15 protein-coding genes and 1 pseudogene are annotated in these 15,632 nt (G+C 58.4%); 3 read left to right on the top strand and 13 right to left on the bottom strand.

The genetic code is table 11. The annotated features are described in order from the left end of the window. Nucleotides 1-71 precede the first annotated feature (71 nt). Both flhF and flhA read right to left on the bottom strand, forming a co-directional pair. Nucleotides 72-1,400 carry a flagellar biosynthesis protein FlhF gene (flhF, locus tag AEQ67_RS30975; protein WP_059407552.1) on the bottom strand — a complete coding sequence of 443 codons (1,329 nt, stop codon included), beginning with the start codon at nucleotides 1,398-1,400 and terminating at the stop codon, nucleotides 72-74. Nucleotides 1,401-1,411: 11 nt separating this feature from the next. Beyond that, complete coding sequence (flhA, locus tag AEQ67_RS30980; RefSeq protein WP_059407553.1) at nucleotides 1,412-3,541, bottom strand: flagellar biosynthesis protein FlhA; 2,130 nt, start codon at nucleotides 3,539-3,541, stop codon at nucleotides 1,412-1,414. 353 nt (nucleotides 3,542-3,894) lie between these two features. On the opposite strand from flhA, the gene AEQ67_RS30985 reads away from it, so the two are divergent. Both AEQ67_RS30985 and AEQ67_RS33445 read left to right on the top strand, forming a co-directional pair. Further along, nucleotides 3,895-4,449 (top strand): cytochrome b, encoded by a 555-nt coding sequence (locus AEQ67_RS30985; RefSeq protein ID WP_059407554.1) that lies wholly within the window; start codon nucleotides 3,895-3,897, stop codon nucleotides 4,447-4,449. A 394-nt stretch (nucleotides 4,450-4,843) separates the two neighbouring features. Next, nucleotides 4,844-5,941: an RHS repeat-associated core domain-containing protein gene (locus AEQ67_RS33445; RefSeq protein WP_063854485.1), complete on the top strand. Its 1,098-nt coding sequence runs from the start codon at nucleotides 4,844-4,846 to the stop codon at nucleotides 5,939-5,941. Nucleotides 5,942-6,554: 613 nt separating this feature from the next. On the opposite strand, the pseudogene AEQ67_RS34490 reads toward AEQ67_RS33445, so the two are convergent. Further along, nucleotides 6,555-6,752, bottom strand: a pseudogene (locus AEQ67_RS34490) (EscU/YscU/HrcU family type III secretion system export apparatus switch protein); the annotation flags it as partial. A gap of 251 nt (nucleotides 6,753-7,003) precedes the next feature. Here AEQ67_RS34490 and AEQ67_RS34495 point away from each other — a divergent pair. Continuing rightward, entirely contained in the window at nucleotides 7,004-8,170 is a 1,167-nt protein-coding gene (locus tag AEQ67_RS34495) for an RHS repeat-associated core domain-containing protein (RefSeq protein ID WP_082378002.1), read from the top strand. Nucleotides 8,171-8,197: 27 nt separating this feature from the next. Here AEQ67_RS34495 and flhB read toward each other — a convergent pair whose 3' ends face one another. The 10 genes from flhB to AEQ67_RS31040 all read right to left on the bottom strand — a co-directional run bounded on the left by flhB (nucleotide 8,198) and on the right by AEQ67_RS31040 (nucleotide 15,621). Beyond that, entirely contained in the window at nucleotides 8,198-9,337 is a 1,140-nt protein-coding gene (flhB, locus tag AEQ67_RS30995; protein WP_059407555.1) for a flagellar biosynthesis protein FlhB, read from the bottom strand. A 3-nt stretch (nucleotides 9,338-9,340) separates the two neighbouring features. Next, nucleotides 9,341-10,126 carry a flagellar biosynthetic protein FliR gene (fliR, locus tag AEQ67_RS31000; protein ID WP_059407556.1) on the bottom strand — a complete coding sequence of 262 codons (786 nt, stop codon included), beginning with the start codon at nucleotides 10,124-10,126 and terminating at the stop codon, nucleotides 9,341-9,343. A gap of 3 nt (nucleotides 10,127-10,129) precedes the next feature. Further along, on the bottom strand, nucleotides 10,130-10,399 hold the full coding sequence (fliQ, locus tag AEQ67_RS31005; protein WP_007948918.1) for a flagellar biosynthesis protein FliQ: 270 nt from the start codon (nucleotides 10,397-10,399) through the stop codon (nucleotides 10,130-10,132). Continuing rightward, the gene (gene fliP / locus AEQ67_RS31010) at nucleotides 10,396-11,154 is read right to left on the bottom strand and encodes a flagellar type III secretion system pore protein FliP (RefSeq protein ID WP_059407557.1); all 759 of its coding nucleotides are present in this window, start codon (nucleotides 11,152-11,154) and stop codon (nucleotides 10,396-10,398) included. The genes fliQ and fliP overlap by 4 nt, the downstream gene beginning before the upstream one ends. Further along, nucleotides 11,154-11,600 carry a flagellar biosynthetic protein FliO gene (gene fliO / locus AEQ67_RS31015; protein WP_059407558.1) on the bottom strand — a complete coding sequence of 149 codons (447 nt, stop codon included), beginning with the start codon at nucleotides 11,598-11,600 and terminating at the stop codon, nucleotides 11,154-11,156. The genes fliP and fliO overlap by 1 nt, the downstream gene beginning before the upstream one ends. Continuing rightward, a complete protein-coding gene (gene fliN / locus AEQ67_RS31020) occupies nucleotides 11,601-12,059 on the bottom strand; it encodes a flagellar motor switch protein FliN (protein ID WP_059407559.1) in 459 nt (152 codons plus the stop codon). 70 nt (nucleotides 12,060-12,129) lie between these two features. Continuing rightward, nucleotides 12,130-13,098: a flagellar motor switch protein FliM gene (gene fliM, locus AEQ67_RS31025; RefSeq protein WP_059407560.1), complete on the bottom strand. Its 969-nt coding sequence runs from the start codon at nucleotides 13,096-13,098 to the stop codon at nucleotides 12,130-12,132. A gap of 9 nt (nucleotides 13,099-13,107) precedes the next feature. Continuing rightward, entirely contained in the window at nucleotides 13,108-13,608 is a 501-nt protein-coding gene (fliL, locus tag AEQ67_RS31030) for a flagellar basal body-associated protein FliL (protein ID WP_059407561.1), read from the bottom strand. Between the two features lie 217 nt (nucleotides 13,609-13,825). Continuing rightward, the gene (locus tag AEQ67_RS31035; protein WP_059407562.1) at nucleotides 13,826-15,169 is read right to left on the bottom strand and encodes a flagellar hook-length control protein FliK; all 1,344 of its coding nucleotides are present in this window, start codon (nucleotides 15,167-15,169) and stop codon (nucleotides 13,826-13,828) included. Nucleotides 15,170-15,252: 83 nt separating this feature from the next. Then, complete coding sequence (locus AEQ67_RS31040; RefSeq protein ID WP_059407563.1) at nucleotides 15,253-15,621, bottom strand: Hpt domain-containing protein; 369 nt, start codon at nucleotides 15,619-15,621, stop codon at nucleotides 15,253-15,255. Nucleotides 15,622-15,632 lie beyond the last annotated feature (11 nt).

Genomic DNA, 15,632 nt, shown 5'->3' on the forward strand with positions numbered 1-15,632 from the left:
GCTGCGCGTTCACAAACGGAACAATGCATGGCAGACCATCGATGTAGGTACAAAAACTGTTCATTAATACCTCAGCCAACCTGCTTGGTCGGGCTGTGGTAAATATCAGCGAACATGTCAGCCATGGCTTCTTCGCTGGGTTCTTCTTGCATTTGCACGCTTACGGCGCGACTGACCAACTGATGACGACGCGGCAGATGCAAATCATCCGGAATCCGCGGGCCATCGGTCAGGTAGGCCACCGGCAATTCATGACTGATGGCCAGGCTCAACACCTCGCCCAGACTTGCCGTTTCATCCAGTTTAGTCAGGATGCAGCCAGCAAGCCCGCAGCGTTTGTAACTGTGATAAGCGGCGGTTAGAACCTGTTTCTGGCTGGTGGTTGCCAACACCAGATAATTTTTCGATTTGATGCCACGACCGGCCAGGCTTTCGAGCTGCATGCGCAGTGCCGGATCGCTGGCCTGGAGGCCCGCGGTATCGATCAGCACCACGCGTTTGCGCAGCAAGGGTTCCAGCGCCTGCACCAGGGACTGGCCCGGGTCGACGTGGGTCACCGAGACGTTGAGGATGCGCCCCAGGGTCTTGAGTTGTTCCTGGGCGCCAATGCGATAGCTGTCCATGCTCACCAGCGCGATGTTCTGCGCGCCGTACTTGAGCACGTAACGGGCCGCGAGCTTGGCCAGCGTGGTGGTCTTGCCCATGCCGGCGGGGCCGACCATGGCGATCACACCGCCCTCTTCCCGCGGCGCGACTTCCGGGGCGGGGGTCATCCGCCCCCGGGGCGCCCGCCACCTGCGCCCGGCCCGACGAGGGTCTTCAATATCGCTGATCAGTGACAGCAGGTCCCGCGACAACGGGCCGGAAAGGCCAATGCGTTGCAGGCGCCGCCAGAGGTTGGCCTGGGCCGGACGGCTGCCTTGCAGCTGATTCCAGGCCAGCGAGCCCAGCTGCACTTCCATCAATTCACGCAGGCTGTTGAGTTCGAAACGCATTGAGTCGAATGCACGCGGATCGACGCCATTCGACGCAGGCGCAGGAGCCGGCGCAGGGCGACGCGGTTCGGCGTAGGTCGGCTCGATCAGCGGTTCGGCGGCGGTCAGCGGCAGGCCGGCGAACAACTGGCGATTAGTCGCCTTGTCGCTCTCGCCTTCGCTGCGCAGGCTCAGTTCGGCCTGGGCGGTGACGATCCGCGACTGGGTCTTGCGCAACTCGTCTTCGAGCGCCATGTTCGGCACACGCGGGGCCAGCGCCGACAGCTTGTAATCCAGGGCAGCCGTCAGCTCGACACCACCGGCGATCCGGCGGTTGCCAATGATGGCGGCATCGGCGCCCAGCTCATCACGAACCAGTTTCATGGCCTGACGCATATCGGCGGCGAAAAAACGCTTAACTTGCATAAACCACTACCTCAGCCGTTGGGCCCTACTGTCGCAACGATGGTCACTTGCTTGTTGTCAGGAATTTCCTGATACGCCAACACGTGCAAACCCGGGACTGCCAGTCGGCCGAATCGCGACAACATTGCGCGAACCGGACCGGCTACCAGCAGAATCACCGGTTGACCTTGCATTTCCTGACGCTGCGCCGCATCGATCAACGAGCGCTGCAACTTCTCAGCCATGCTTGGCTCCAGCAGAACGCCCTCTTCCGAGCCTTGTCCTGCCTTCTGAAGACTATTGAGCAATATCTGTTCCAACCTTGGTTCCAGCGTGATCACAGGGAGCTCGGAGTCAGTGCCTACAATGCTTTGGACGATAGCGCGAGATACGCCGACGCGCACCGCGGCCACCAATGCGGCAGTATCTTGACTCTTGTTGGCGTTGTTGGCGATCGCCTCGGCAATGCTGCGAATGTCCCGTACCGGTACTTGTTCGGCCAGCAACGCCTGCAATACCTTGAGCAGTTGCGACAGCGACAGCACGCCCGGCACCAGCTCTTCCGCCAGTTTTGGCGAGCTTTTGGCCAGCAATTGCATGAGTTGCTGCACTTCCTCGTGGCCGATCAGCTCACTGGAGTGTTTGTACAAAATCTGGTTCAAGTGGGTGGCCACTACCGTACTGGCATCGACCACGGTGTAACCGAGCGATTGCGCCTGGGCACGCTGGCTGATTTCGATCCAGACCGCCTCCAGGCCAAAAGCCGGATCTTTGGCGGTAATGCCGTTCAACGTACCGTAGACCTGTCCCGGGTTGATCGCCAGTTCGCGGTCCGGGTAAATCTCGGCTTCGGCCAGGATCACGCCCATGAGGGTCAGGCGGTAGGCGCTCGGCGCGAGGTCGAGGTTGTCACGGATATGCACCGTCGGCATCAGGAAGCCCAGGTCCTGGGAGAGCTTCTTGCGCACGCCCTTGATCCGCGCCAGCAACTGACCGCCCTGGTTGCGGTCCACCAGTGGAATCAGGCGATAACCGACTTCCAGGCCAATCATGTCGATCGGGGTCACGTCATCCCAGCCCAGCTCCTTGGTTTCCTGGGCGCGGGCCGGGGACGGGAGCATTTCCTGCTGACGCTTGATTTCTTGCAGGGCCTGAACCTTGACGGTGTTCTGCTTCTTCCAGAACAGGTAAGCACCGCCCGCCGCCAGGGCCGCCATGCTCAGGAAAGAGAAGTGCGGCATGCCCGGCACCAGGCCCATCACCGCCATCAAACCCGCTGCCACCGCCAACGCCTTGGGCGAGGCGAACATCTGGCGATTGATTTGCTTGCCCATGTCTTCGGAACCGGAAGCACGGGTCACCATGATCGCGGCCGCTGTCGATAACAACAGTGATGGCAATTGCGCCACCAAACCGTCACCGATGGTCAGCAGCGCGTAGACCTTGCCGGCATCGCCGAAGGTCATGCCGTGCTGGAAGATACCGACCGCCATGCCGCCGATCAGGTTGATGAACAGAATCAGCAGGCCGGCGATGGCGTCGCCACGAACGAACTTGCTGGCACCGTCCATGGAACCGTAGAACTCGGCTTCCTGGGCCACTTCCATCCGGCGCAGTTTGGCCTGGTTCTGATCGATCAGGCCGGCGTTCAAGTCGGCGTCGATGGCCATCTGTTTGCCGGGCATCGCATCGAGGGTGAAACGCGCGCTCACCTCGGAAATCCGCCCGGCACCCTTGGTGACCACGACGAAGTTGATGATCATCAAAATCGCGAAAACCACGATACCGACCACGTAGTTACCGCCGATCACCACCTCACCGAAGGCCTGGATCACCTTACCGGCGGACGCGTGCCCGTCCTGACCGTGGAGCATCACCACCCGCGTCGAGGCCACGTTCAAAGCCAGTCGCAGCAGCGTCGCCACCAGCAGAATGGTCGGGAACACCGCAAAATCCAGCGGCCGCAAGGCGTAGACGCAGACCAGAAGGACGACAATCGACAGCGCGATGTTGAACGTGAAAAACACGTCGAGCAGGAACGGCGGGATGGGCAACATCATCATCGCCAGCATGACCAGCAGCAACAACGGCACGCCCAGATTGCCCCGACTTAAATCGGCAACGTTTGTGCGAGCACTGTTGAGTAACTGAGAGCGATCCACCGGTTTCCCCCGTTCCTTTAAAGCAAACTTTTGACGCCTGAAGCAGGCGCAAAGCGGCTACTGCAAGAAGCCTTCCAACTTTTGCCGGGGGTTGAAACAGAGGGATGTATCGGGGGGATTTGCGTTGTCTGGACCGGCCCCTTCGCGGGCAAGCCTCGCTCCTACAGGATTTATGTCATATGCGTGAACGATGCAAAACCTGTAGGAGCGAGGCTTGCCCGCGAAGGGGCCGGTACTGCCAAAGAAAAATCTGGAGGACCACGGCGCCCCGATGCCCCCCCTAATACCTGGTTAATAAAACCTCTACACGATGAAAAATCGATAAGGCTTCGAAAACAGGTAGCAAAAGCAAAATGCCGAAAACAAAAACCACTGAATACACTAGCACCGCCAAGTGGCTGCATTGGGGCATGGCGCTCGTCTGGATGACTAGCTGGACACTGGGCATCCTGGCCACCCACTGGCGTGATGAGCTGAACCCGCATCACGAACTGACCTTTCTGCACAAGGCACTGGCCAGCACCCTGCTCTTGATGGTTGTTGTACGCGTTGCCTGGCGACTGAAGAACCGACCGCCAGCCCTGCCGGACAGCATGACGGTGGCGATGAAGCGCGGAGCCATGGTTGGTCATGTTCTGCTCTACGCCATTGCCCTGATTGCCCTGCCCGTTTCCGGCTGGTATTGGAGTTCGGTCGCCGACAAACCCATTCTCGTGGCGGGCCTGTTCTTCCTGCCGCCACTGGTTGATCCTGATCCCGACCTCTACGACCTGGCCAAGTACATTCATACCTGGACGTCGTGGTTCTGTGGCGCGTTGGTTGGCGGGCATTTGTTGATTGCGCTGAAGCACCAATTGATCGACAAGGACAACATCCTGGCCGGGATGCTGCCGAAGGTCAGGCGTTGAGGTAAACGTGGTGCCACGCAGGCACAACTCACTCTTGAATCCCGGCGCAACAACGCATCGAAACAAGGGGATGATTGATTTACGCGAAAAACCACTTTTGCCGGAGGTTGAAATCGAGAGGGTTACGGGATGATTCGTGCCGTCTGGAGCGAACACTAAACACCTGTAGCAGCTGTCGAGCATGCGAGGCTGCGTCCGGCTGCGTCCGGCTGCGCAGCAGTCGTGAAATCCTGGCGAGGACTTCGTCCTCGAACGCAGCCTCGCAGGCTCGTCAGCTGCTACAAAAGCCCCTACTCAAGAATCATGGCGGCGAACCTATCAGTTCTGATAGTACCCAACCTCGTTACCCGCGCAGATACTCAAGACCCTGCCCTTGCTCGTCCGGAGCGCGTAAATGGTTTCCATACAATCAACGCTGCGCTGCCACTATCGATACGATCCACTGGATCGACTGATCAACCAAACCCAACCCGATACGCCCGTGCATCAGCGCTTCTACTGCAAAAGCCGCTTGGCTACGGAGATTCAGGGTGCAATACAGCATTCGATTATCCAGCACGGCGATCTGTTGCTGGCGCAAGGACGGCGCCAGGGTGATTTAATCGAAACCACCTTGCTGGCCACCGACCTGCAACGCTCGGTGCTGCAGACGCTCAAGGCCAACCAGCAAGGACAACCCATCGCCTACAGCCCTTACGGTCACCGCCGCGCCGAAAGTGGCTTGACCAGTTTGCTGGGATTCAATGGCGAACGACCGGACTCGGTGACTGGGCATTATTTATTGGGGAATGGGTATCGGGCGTTTAATCCGGTGCTGATGCGGTTTAATAGTCCGGACAGCTTGAGCCCCTTCGCGAAGGGTGGGCTGAATTCGTATGTGTATTGTGTTGGAGATCCTATCAATCTGACCGACCCTACAGGCCACGTCCTGGAAAAACTCTATGCCCTGCTATTCCCCCCTACACAACCTATAGCCTACAGTTCTGCACTTGTATCAAAGACAGGGGTAACAGCTCAACAAGGCCAACGTGCATACTCCCAATTGAACAATCTAAAGAGTGAAATAACCAACCTTACAAACAATACACAAAATCAAGTATTCGATAGAGACTATAAGACGGCAATTACAGCCGCCAACTCAGACTCCCGCCCAGTCAGCGACCTTCAATTACGAGCTTATAAAAAAATACGACCTGCCAGTAGAATATTTGACGAACCAAAAGATATAGAAACCACATTCGAAGGCCTTGCCCCCACCGGACTTATAGAAAGGGCTGCAATTACTGAACAAGCAAGCTACGCCCCCCTATTTCAAGACATGATCAATATTACGTCATATAATATCTCCGAAAAACTTACATACCCGCACATTAAACACTCACACCCAACAACAGCGCACCTGTATAGAATGAGAACTAACTCAATCACAAACCAAAATATTTCTGAATTGAAAGCCGAATATAAGCGTATTCGCGAGCAAAACTTCCAATAGGCTGCATCCAGCCTTGGACAACTGATAAAAGCCTTTGCCGCTCGCATGACTCGTTACCGCAATAAGTTCGAAGACGTTCGAGGACCTCGTGGGAGAGCCAGTACAAATCCAGTCAATGGAAACCTACCTACTGTCGTGTAGCCGATACATTGAACTGAATCCGGTGAGAGCCCGTATTGTGTCCCGCGCAGAAGATTATCCGCAGCCAAGCTTCCGTCTTCGCATGATGGAGACTGCAGAAAACACCTGGCTCGATCTAGACCCATGCTTTTACGAACTGGGTACAACTGAGCTTCTTCGTCGTAATCGCCCTATGGCATTCGTAGATCAGGTCGCTCCGAGTGACAAGTTAGAGCTTATAAGAGACTCTCTGCAACGCGAGCACCGGGACCGCCTGCTTCGTAACGAGATAGAACACATCACAGGGCTTCGAGCAGGCAATCTTTAGAGGTCGATCAGGTAGACCGCGTTATCGTTCTTCGCTGGCAAGCCAGCTCCTACAAAATCCGACCGCGCCGAAAAATGGTAATCGATGCGAATCCTTGTAGGAGCCGGCTTGCCGGCGAAGGAATTAAATCAGCCAACGCAAGACTCAAGACTCAAGACTCAAGACTCAAGAATCCCGGCGCAAATCCGCCGGAATCGGCAAATCATCCTTAAGCGGATCCGGTCGTTTGCCTTTACCGGCGCGGTATTGCCGAATCTGATAGACGTAGGCCAATACCTGAGCGACCCGCCAGATACAGCCCCCCGGAATTTCCTGCTCCAGCTCCGTGGGGTAATAAATCGACCGAGCCAGCGCCGGCGACTCCGGCCGGGAACACTAAACCCCCGCAGCTGCCGAGCCGGCGAGGATGCGTTCGGCGGCACAGCGGTCGTGAAATCCTGCCGAGGACTTCGTCCTCGAACGCAGCCTCGCCGGCTCGGCAGCTGCTACAACAAGCGCCCACCACAGGGTGGTTTTTGACCAATACCCGCCGAACCTATCAGTTCTGATAGTACCCGACCTCGTGACCTGCGCAGATACTCAAGAACCTGCCCTTGCTCGTCCGGAGCGCGTAAATGGTTTCCATACAATCAACGCTGCGCTGCCACTATCGATACGATCCACTGGATCGACTGATCAACCAAACCCAACCCGATACGCCCGTGCATCAGCGCTTCTACTGCAAAAGCCGCCTGGCTACGGAGATTCAGGGTGCAATACAGCATTCGATTATCCAGCACGGCGATCTGTTGCTGGCGCAAGGACGGCGCCAGGAAGATTTAATCGAAACCACCTTGCTGGCCACCGACCTGCAACGCTCGGTGCTGCAGACGCTCAAGGCCAACCAGCAAGGACAACCCATCGCCTACAGCCCCTACGGCCACCGCCGCGCCGAAAGTGGCTTGACTAGTTTGCTGGGATTCAATGGCGAACGACCGGACCCAGTGACCGGACATTATTTGTTGGGGAATGGGTATCGGGCGTTTAATCCGGTTTTGATGCGGTTTAATAGTCCGGATAGTTGGAGTCCGTTTGGAAAGGGAGGGTTGAATGCCTATGCGTATTGCAAGTGGAATCCCATCAGCGAGAGCGACCCAACCGGACACGCCAACATGGTGAAAGTTGTAAGCGCTGTAAAAATCGGCTTGAAAAGTTCGCTAAACCGAGCACGCGCAAGACTTGCCGTTCCAAGCGGAAAACATGGGGACATGGTTCACCAGCCTTACCAATTAAAAAAGCCAGGAGTTCTCGACAGCTATAGTTCATCCAGCAGAGTAGTCAATAGAGGGACATCCACAGAGTTCACCTACCCATCTGGCCTAACAAGAGCCGTAATGAATAGACCTGAACCCTCACTCTATCAATCGAGCATCAACGCCTTGCCAGGTAAATACATCCAGCACGCATTGAATACACCGGGAGAACTGCCCGCAACACTACAAAATAAATTGCTTCCACTTGATGCTACGCACGCACAAATAAATTATTACAACCATATCGGACGATCAAACATAACAGCACTAAACTCAACCAAAAACCCATTTAAACTAAAAGCAGAACTAATAGCACAAGCGCTAAATGGCGAAGCGCCAGGGGTAACACCCGAAACAGCAAAATCTATACTTTTTCAATCCGGGCAATACGACCCTTCGATGTCGTCTGCCGCACAGAAATTCCACCGAGACTTATATGAGGATCTGTTCAACATACGAAACCACAACGATAATTCATTGGGACAATAAATAACGTTCCAACACTCATCACAGATATCAAGCATCCCGGCGCAAATCCGGAGGAATCGGCAGATCATCCTTGAGCGGATCCGGCCGTTTGCCTTTACCGGCGCGGTACTGCCGGATCTGATAGACATACGCCAACACCTGCGCCACCGCCAAATACAGCCCACCCGGAATCTCCTGCTCCAGCTCGGTCGAGTAGTAAATCGACCGCGCCAGCGCCGGTGACTCCAGCAGCAGCACATTATTCGCCACCGCAATTTCACGCATTTTCAACGCCAGGAAATCGCTGCCCTTGGCCAGCAACACCGGAGCAGCGCCCTTGTCCGGATCGTACTTGAGTGCCACCGCATAGTGGGTCGGGTTGGTGATGACCACGTCCGCGTCGGGCACCGCCGCCATCATCCGGCGCTGGGACATTTCGCGTTGCAGCTGGCGAATCCGTTGTTTGACTTCCGGGCGCCCTTCCTGGTCCTTGTGCTCGTCGCGCACTTCCTGCTTGGTCATCTTCAGTTTCTTGATGCTTTCCCAGAGCTGTATCGGCACGTCGACGGCGGCGATGATGATCAGCCCGCAGGCCATCCACAAGGTGCTCCAGCCGACCACTTGCAGGCTGTGAATGATCGCCATGTCCAAGGGTTCGTGGGCGATGCGCAGCAAGTCGTCGATGTCCGAGGACAGCACCGCCAGGGCCACGAACAACACGATGAAAAACTTTGCCAGGGCCTTGAGCAGTTCGGCGATGGCCTTGGACGAGAACATCCGTTTGAGGCCGGCACCGGGGTTCATGCGGCTGAACTTGGGCGCCATGGTGCCGGCGGAGAACAGCCAGCCACCCAGGGAAATCGGGCCGATCAACGCGGCGAGCAACAAGGTAATCATCACCGGCTGAATCGCCAGCAAGGCAATCTGCCCCGAGTGCAGCAGGTAGGTGCCCATGGAGCGCTGATCCAGCAACACCTCCCGCGACAGCGTGAAGTTCAGGCGCATCAGTTCCATCAAGTCCTGCGCCAGCGCCCCACCAAAAATCAGCAGCCCACCGGCACCGGCGAGCATGATCGCCAGGGTATTGAGCTCTTTGGAGCGGGCAATCTCACCCTTCTCACGGGCGTCCTTTTTCTTTTTGTCCGTGGGGTCTTCTGTTTTGTCCTGACCGCTTTCGCTCTCAGCCATGACTCAGCGCGCCTTTGCCAGTTCGCGTAGCCACTGCAAGGCCTCGGAAGCCAGCGGTTGGTACTGATTGATGATGTCTGCCAGCCCGACCCAGACGATAAACAACCCGAGCACCAGGGTCAGCGGGAAACCGATGGAGAAGATGTTGAGTTGCGGCGCCGCCCGGGTCATCACACCAAACGCGATGTTGACCACCAGCAGCGCGGTGATCGCCGGCAGCACCAGCATCAGCGCCGCCCCGAGGACCCAACCGAGCTTGCCGGCCAGTTCCCAGAAATGATTGACCATCAACCCACTGCCCACCGGCAGCGTGGTGAAGCTTTCGGTGAGGACTTCGAACACCACCAGATGGCCATTCATGGCCAGGAACAACAGCGTCACCAGCATGGTGAAGAACTGTCCGATCACCGCCACCGACACGCCGTTGGTAGGGTCGACCATGGACGCGAAGCCCATGCCCATCTGGATCGAGACGATCTGCCCGGCGACCACGAAGGCCTGGAAGAACAGCTGCAAGGAGAAACCCAGCACCGCGCCGATGAGGATCTGCTCGGCGATCAGCAGCAACCCGCTCAAGTCCAGCGCATTGACCGGCGGCATCGGCGGCAAACCGGGCGCGATCACGACGGTGATCGCCAGGGTAAAGTAGAGGCGCACGCGCTTGGGCACCAGGCTCGTACCAAATACCGGCATGACCATCAGCAACGCGCCAACGCGAAACAGCGGCAACATGAACGTCGCGACCCAGGTACTGATCTGGGTATCGGTCAGTTGCAATAGCGACGGCATGGTTTAGCCAATGACCTGAGGAATACTGCCGTACAGCTGCAGAATGTATTCCATGAAGGTCTGTACCAGCCACGGACCGGCAACGATCAGCGTTACCAGCATCACCAGCAGGCGCGGCAGGAAGCTCAGGGTCTGTTCGTTGATCTGGGTGGCTGCCTGAAACATCGCCACCAGCAACCCCACCAGCAAACTCGGGATCACCAGCACGGCGACCATCATGGTGGTCAGCCACAGTGCTTCGCGAAAGATGTCTACGGCAACTTCTGGCGTCATGGCGAGACACCGCCGAAGCTGCTTGCCAGTGTGCCAATGATCAACGCCCAGCCATCCACCAACACGAACAGCATGATCTTGAACGGCAGGGAAATGATCAGTGGCGAGAGCATCATCATGCCCATGGCCATCAGCACACTAGCCACGACCAGGTCGATGATCAGGAACGGAATGAAGATCATGAAGCCAATCTGGAACGCGGTTTTCAGCTCGGATGTCACGAAGGCCGGCACCAGAATGGTCAGCGGCGCCTGATCCGGCGTGGCGATGTCGGTACGCTTGGACAGGCGCATGAACAGCTCAAGATCGCTGCTGCGCGTTTGGGCGAGCATGAAGTCCTTGATCGGCACCTGGGCCTTGGCCACGGCATCCTGAGCGGTGAGTTTTTCCGCCAGATACGGTTGCAAGGCGTCCTGATTCACCCGGTCGAACACCGGCGCCATGATGAACAGGGTCAGGAACAGCGCCATGCCGGTGAGGATCTGGTTCGACGGTGTCTGCTGCAAGCCAAGGGCCTGACGCAGGATCGAGAAGACGATGATGATCCGGGTAAAACTGGTCATCAGCATGACGAACGCCGGGATGAAACTCAGCGCAGTCATGATCAGCAGGATTTGCAGGCTGACCGAGTATTCCTGCGCACCGTTGGCGTTGGTGCCCAGGGTGATCGCCGGGATCGACAACGGATCGGCGGCGAACGCCAGCGGCGCGGCCAGCATCAGGACCAGCGTCAAGACGATGCGTAACGCACCCATTACTTCTTATCCTTCTGATCCTTGCCGAGCATCTCCAATAGACGCTGGGCAAACTCCGGGGTCGCTTTTTCAGTAGCGCTTGGCACCTGCACCGGCTCCTTGAGCACATGCAGCGCGGTGATGGTGCCTGGGCTCAGACCAAGCAAAATCTGCTCGTTGCCGACCTGTACCAGCATCAATCGGTCACGCGGGCCCAGCGCACGGGAGCCGATCAACTCGATCACCTGCCCCTTGCCGGCCGGCCCCGCCTGCTGGACCCGGCGCAGCAGCCAGGCGAGGAGGAAGATCAGCCCCAGCACCAGCAACAAGCCGAACACCAGTTGCGTCAATTGCCCGGCCACGCCGCTGCTGACGGCCGGCGCAGCGGCAGCCGTTGCAGTCGCCACCGGCTCGGCAGCCAGAACGCTCAACGGCAGCGCCAACACAAAGCCCAGAACCTTTTTCACTTAGCGCAGCTTCTTGATGCGTTCGCTTGGGCTGATCACGTCGGTCAGGCGGATGCCGAACTTCTCGTTGACCACCACTACTTCGCCATGTGCGATGAGCGTGCCGTTGACCAGCACGTCCAGCGGTTCACCGGCCAGGCGATCGAGCTCGATCACCGAACCCTGGTTGAGTTGCAGCAGGTTGCGAATGTTGATGTCGGTGCTGCCGACTTCCATGGAGATCGACACTGGGATATCGAGGATCACGTCCAGGTTCGGACCGTCCAGGGTGACCTGCTCATTGTTCTTCGGCACGCTGCCGAACTCTTCCATCGGCAGACGGTTGGACGGCGAACTGGCGGCATCGGCAGCCAGCAAGGCATCGATGTCGTCCTGCCCGGCGTCACCGGTTTCTTCCAGGGCCGCAGCCCATTCATCGGCCAGCGCCTGGTCGTCCTGGGTGTTCATATCGTTAGCCATCAATTTGTCCTCGGCGTGCGACCATTCAATTAGAAGCGGTCAGTCAAAAAGCGAATGTGGGAGGCGCCGCTCAGCGGCGCTCGATCGGCTCGATCACTTGCAACGCGAGGTTGCCTTTGTGCGAGCCCATCTTGACCTTGAACGCAGGCACGCCGTTGGCGCGCATGATCATTTCGTCCGGCATTTCGACCGGGATAATGTCCCCCGGCTGCATGTGCAGGATGTCCCGCAGGCGTAGCTGGCGACGGGCGACCGTGGCACCAATCGGCACGTCGACGTCGAGCACGTCCTGGCGCAAGGCGTTGACCCAGCGCTCGTCCTGATCGTCGAGGTCCGACTGGAAACCGGCGTCGAGCATTTCGCGCACCGGCTCGATCATCGAGTACGGCATGGTCACGTGCAGGTCGCCGCCACCGCCATCGAGTTCGATGTGGAACGTGGAGACCACAATGGCTTCGCTCGGGCCGACGATGTTGGCCATGGCCGGGTTCACTTCCGAGTTGATGTACTCGAAGTTCACTTCCATGATCGCCTGCCAGGCTTCCTTCAAGTCGACGAAAGCCTGCTCCAGCACCATGCGCACCACGCGCAGTTCGGTGGGGGTAAATTCACGCCCCTCGATCTTGGCGTGACGGCCGTCGCCGCCGAAGAAGTTGTCCACCAGCTTGAACACCAGTTTGGCGTCGAGGATGAACAGCGCGGTGCCGCGCAACGGTTTGATCTTGACCAGGTTGAGGCTGGTCGGCACGTACAGCGAGTGCACGTATTCGCCGAACTTCATCACCTGCACGCCACCGACGGCAACGTCCGCCGAACGGCGCAGCATGTTAAACATGCTGATGCGGGTGTAGCGGGCGAAGCGCTCGTTGATCATTTCCAGGGTCGGCATGCGTCCACGGACGATGCGATCCTGGCTGGTCAGGTCGTAGCTTTTTACGGTGCCGGGTTCGGCAGCGATATCGGTCTGTACCAGACCATCGTCGACGCCATGCAACAGCGCATCGATCTCATCCTGGGACAGCAGGTCCTGCACGGCCATGTCGTGTTCCTACTGCAGTACGAAATTAGTGAAAAGCAACTGTTCGATGACCACTTTGCCGAGCTCTTTCTGCGCCACTTCCTGGACGCTGGCCGTGGCCTTCTGACGCAACATCTCCTGGCCGACTGGCGACGCCAGGGTGGCGAAGTCCTGCCCGGAGAACAGCATGACCAGGTTATTGCGAATGACCGGCATGTGGACTTTGAGCGCGTCCAGATCGGCCTGATTGCGCCCCTGCATGGTGATGCTCACCTGCATGTAGCGCTGACGACCGTTCTGGTTGTAGTTGGCGACGAAGGCCGGCGCCATCGGTTCGAAAATCGCTGGCTGCTTGCCGACCGCGGCGGTTTCAGCCGCGACGGCAGGCTTGCTCTGGGCGCTGTGCATGAAGAACCAGGTCGCCCCCACGGACAAGCCGATCGCCAGCAACAAGGCCACCACGACCGCGATGATCAGCTTGAGTTTGCCTTTGGTTGCGGGGTCTTTTACTGCTGCTTCGCTCTTCGCCATGCCAATAATCCGTCACTATTCGGGTTTTCACAGTCGCACGGCAAGGCAAGAGCAAGTGTTATGCCAGAAGTGTCGAGAGGTATTGGAGACAGCGAATGATCGGTGAACCCTTGTAGGAGCGAGGCTTGCCCGCGAAGAACGATGACGCGGTTTATCAGTTAAACCGCGTCATCGTTCTTCGCGGGCAAGCCTCGCTCCTACAGGGTTTTGCGTTGGGTCAGGCGTAATAGTCGACGGCGCTGGAGCCGATGATGCTGGTGGTACTGGCCGCCACTTCGGCAACGCTTGGGGCAAGCTCGTCATCCATCGAGTCAACGCGACCGCCACTGGCGCTGGTGCGTCCACCCTGACTCTGTTGAGCCTGATCCTGACCTTGCTGCGACCCTCGGGATTGGTCGGAGACGTTGACGTCGACCTGGCCCATGCCCTGCTGCGCAAACATGTCACGCAGGCGATGCATTTGCCCGTCCAGCGCTTCGCGAACGCTGGGGTGCGCGCTCATGAATGTCACTTGGGTCTGTTGATCCGGAACCATGTTCACCCGAATATCGAGGCGCCCCAGTTCGGCCGGTTGCAACTGGATGTCGGCCGCCTTGAGATTGGCGCTGGACAGGTACATGACCCGGTTCACCACTTCCTCGGTCCAACCGCTCTGGTGCATGGCGATCGGCTGGTTGACCGGCAAGGCATTGGCGGTTTTCGGCGTGGCGGCCTGGGTCAGCGCAGCCAGGCGGTTGGCGAAACCGTCGACGCGGGTATCGCTGCTCGCCGCCTTCAGATCCTTGAGACCGTCATCAATCAGGCCACTGAAGGCCTTGTCGCCCTGGCCAGTGCTGTCCTTGTCGGCTTGCACATCGAGCATGCTCGCCATGCCCGCGGCAAAGTTCTGCGCCGAGGTCGGCTCACCGTCGGCCTGGGCCGAGGTCGGTGCAGCTTTTGGCTGGGCCTGACTGGAAGCGGAGACGTGGCCGCTGGCCTCAAGGGCCATGCGCACGGCTGGCAGCGCATCGAGGGGATCGGCTTCGGGGTCGAAATCGGGGTCAGCGGTGGCTGCGGTCGTTGCTGCGTTAACGACCGCAGCAAGCGGCGCTTCGACCTGTGATTGCACGGTGGCTGCCACGGGCGGCGTTTCCAGTGCCGGCGCTGGCACTGGCTGCACCGCCTGCATCAATGCAGGATCGAGCGCCGGGTCGACCGGAGCGGTATCAGCCACCGGCGCCTCAATGGTGTCCGGCGCGTCGTCGCTGGCCGTATCGTCGGCCGGTGCCGGTTTATCGGCGGGCAAGGATTTGCCGCTATCGGCAACCGCAGGTGGCGGGGCGGCAGACTTATCGTTGCTGACGTCCTTTTTGCCGGCGCTGTCCGGGGTCTTATCGCGCATCGGCTTCGCTGGTCCGTCAGTGACGGCAGAAGGTTTGTTCTGGGCTTGTTTGGCGTAGACCTGAGCGAAGCTGGACGCCTTGTCCCCGGCCTCAGGCGCCGGCGCCGGTGTATTGGCGGAGGCGGCTTGAGTCTTGGCCTGTGCGGCGGCCTGTAGAAGCGAATTGGGGGTAACGGGCATGAAACGGTCTCCGCTGCACTGGGATCGTAGGTACAGTTGACGGAGATGATTGCAAAGGTCGCGCCAGCTTTGCTGAAGAAACACTAAAAGCGCTGGACGGTCGCCTTCGTCGGCAAGGAGCGCTGACGCTCTGCCTCATACAAGGGGCGGACAAGAGCGAACTCGCGGTCAATCTCACCGACGAGACTTTCAATGTCCGACAGCTTTCGCCCCTTGGCCAGTTGCTCCAGCTCATGGCAAAGCTCAGCCAGACGAACGGCGCCCATGTTGCTGCTACTGCCTTTGAAACTATGGGCAGTGTTCATGAGTTGCGCGGCATCTTCAGCCTTGCGTAACAGATCCAGGCGTTCTTCGGAATCGGCAAGGAAGGTATCGAGCAACATTGGATACTCGTCCTCCATGACCTCTTGCAACGCGTTCAGCACGTCGCGGTCCAGATGTGTGTCAGCCACTTGCTCACTCC

The sequence above is a fragment of the Pseudomonas sp. RIT-PI-q genome, from assembly GCF_001297125.1.
GTDB lineage: Bacteria > Pseudomonadota > Gammaproteobacteria > Pseudomonadales > Pseudomonadaceae > Aquipseudomonas.

Coding starts and splice junctions, on each gene's coding strand:
- fliM (WP_059407560.1), bottom strand. CDS start 13,098: ATGGCCGTGCAGGACCTGCTGTCCCAGGATGAGATCGATGCGCTGTTG.
- flhF (WP_059407552.1), bottom strand. CDS start 1,400: ATGCAAGTTAAGCGTTTTTTCGCCGCCGATATGCGTCAGGCCATGAAA.
- AEQ67_RS31035 (WP_059407562.1), bottom strand. CDS start 15,169: ATGCCCGTTACCCCCAATTCGCTTCTACAGGCCGCCGCACAGGCCAAG.
- fliP (WP_059407557.1), bottom strand. CDS start 11,154: ATGGGTGCGTTACGCATCGTCTTGACGCTGGTCCTGATGCTGGCCGCG.
- AEQ67_RS34495 (WP_082378002.1), top strand. CDS start 7,004: ATGGTTTCCATACAATCAACGCTGCGCTGCCACTATCGATACGATCCA.
- fliN (WP_059407559.1), bottom strand. CDS start 12,059: ATGGCTAACGATATGAACACCCAGGACGACCAGGCGCTGGCCGATGAA.
- fliQ (WP_007948918.1), bottom strand. CDS start 10,399: ATGACGCCAGAAGTTGCCGTAGACATCTTTCGCGAAGCACTGTGGCTG.
- fliL (WP_059407561.1), bottom strand. CDS start 13,608: ATGGCGAAGAGCGAAGCAGCAGTAAAAGACCCCGCAACCAAAGGCAAA.
- AEQ67_RS30985 (WP_059407554.1), top strand. CDS start 3,895: ATGCCGAAAACAAAAACCACTGAATACACTAGCACCGCCAAGTGGCTG.
- fliR (WP_059407556.1), bottom strand. CDS start 10,126: ATGCCGTCGCTATTGCAACTGACCGATACCCAGATCAGTACCTGGGTC.
- flhB (WP_059407555.1), bottom strand. CDS start 9,337: ATGGCTGAGAGCGAAAGCGGTCAGGACAAAACAGAAGACCCCACGGAC.
- AEQ67_RS33445 (WP_063854485.1), top strand. CDS start 4,844: ATGGTTTCCATACAATCAACGCTGCGCTGCCACTATCGATACGATCCA.